This window comes from Arthrobacter sp. Dra40, assembly GCF_059091905.1.
The window spans coordinates 1-1179 of the sequence record NZ_JBNHHB010000506.1 but is presented as its reverse complement, the minus strand read 5'-3'; the positions used below and the strand labels follow the sequence as shown (position 1 = coordinate 1179).

At 65.6% G+C, this 1179-nt stretch carries 1 protein-coding gene and 1 pseudogene; both read left to right on the top strand.

The window, feature by feature from the left end:
• Positions 1-170 (top strand): annotated as a pseudogene (locus tag AC5RWT_RS37595) (acetolactate synthase small subunit); the annotation flags it as partial.
• 37 nt (positions 171-207) lie between these two features.
• Positions 208-1179: ketol-acid reductoisomerase (gene ilvC, locus AC5RWT_RS37590; protein ID WP_494084651.1), on the top strand; the 972-nt coding region annotated here is incomplete at its 3' end.

The following is a 1179-nucleotide window of genomic DNA, read 5'->3' as shown; positions in this document are numbered from 1 at the left end:
ACGTGTCCACCGACTCGTTGGTTGTGGAGGCCACCGGCACCGCCGATAAGCTCGAGGCCCTGCTAGCAGTGCTGGAGCCGTTTGGCATCCGCGAAATTGTCCAATCCGGAACGCTGGCCATTGGCCGCGGCTCCCGCTCCATGAGCGACCGCGCGCTGCGTTCCGCCTGATTCCTTTCCACGAAACCCCCAACAGGAGAAACCCAAAGTGACTGAGCTGTATTACGACGACGACGCCGACCTCTCGATCATCCAGAACCGCAAGGTCGCTGTCATCGGTTACGGCAGCCAGGGCCATGCGCACGCCCTGAGCCTGCGCGACTCCGGCGTCGACGTCCGCGTTGGCCTGGCCGAGGGCTCCAAGTCCCGCGCCAAGGCCGAGGCAGAGGGCCTGAAGGTCCTCTCCGTCGCCGACGCTGCCGCCGAGGCCGACGTCATCATGATCCTCACCCCGGACCAGGTCCAGGCCAAGGTCTACGCCGAATCCATTGCCGACAAGCTCGAAGAGGGCAACGCCCTGTTCTTCGGCCACGGTTTCAACATCCGCTACGGCTTCATCCAGCCGCCGGCCAACGTCGACGTCGCACTGGTCGCCCCGAAGGGCCCGGGCCACATCGTCCGCCGCGAGTTCGAAGCCGGCCGCGGTGTCCCGGACCTGATCGCCATCGAACAGGACTACACCGGCAATGCCAAGGCGCTGGCCCTGTCCTACGCCAAGGGCATCGGCGGCACCCGCGCCGGCGTCATCGAGACCACCTTCACCGAAGAAACCGAGACCGATCTGTTCGGCGAGCAGGCCGTGCTCTGCGGCGGCGCGTCGCAGCTGGTGCAGTACGGCTTCGAAACGCTGACCGAGGCCGGCTACAAGCCGGAGATCGCCTACTTCGAGGTGCTGCACGAGCTCAAGCTGATCGTCGACCTGATGGTCGAAGGCGGCATTGCCAAGCAGCGCTGGTCGGTCTCCGACACCGCCGAGTTCGGCGACTACGTCTCCGGCCCGCGCGTGATCACCCCGGAGGTGAAGGAAAACATGAAGGCCGTCCTGGCCGACATCCAGAACGGCTCCTTCGCCAAGCGTTTCATGGACGACCAGGCCAACGGCGCCAAGGAATTCCTGGAGCTGCGCCAGAAGGGTGAAGACCACCCGATCGAGGCCACCGGCCGCGAACTGCGCAAGCTG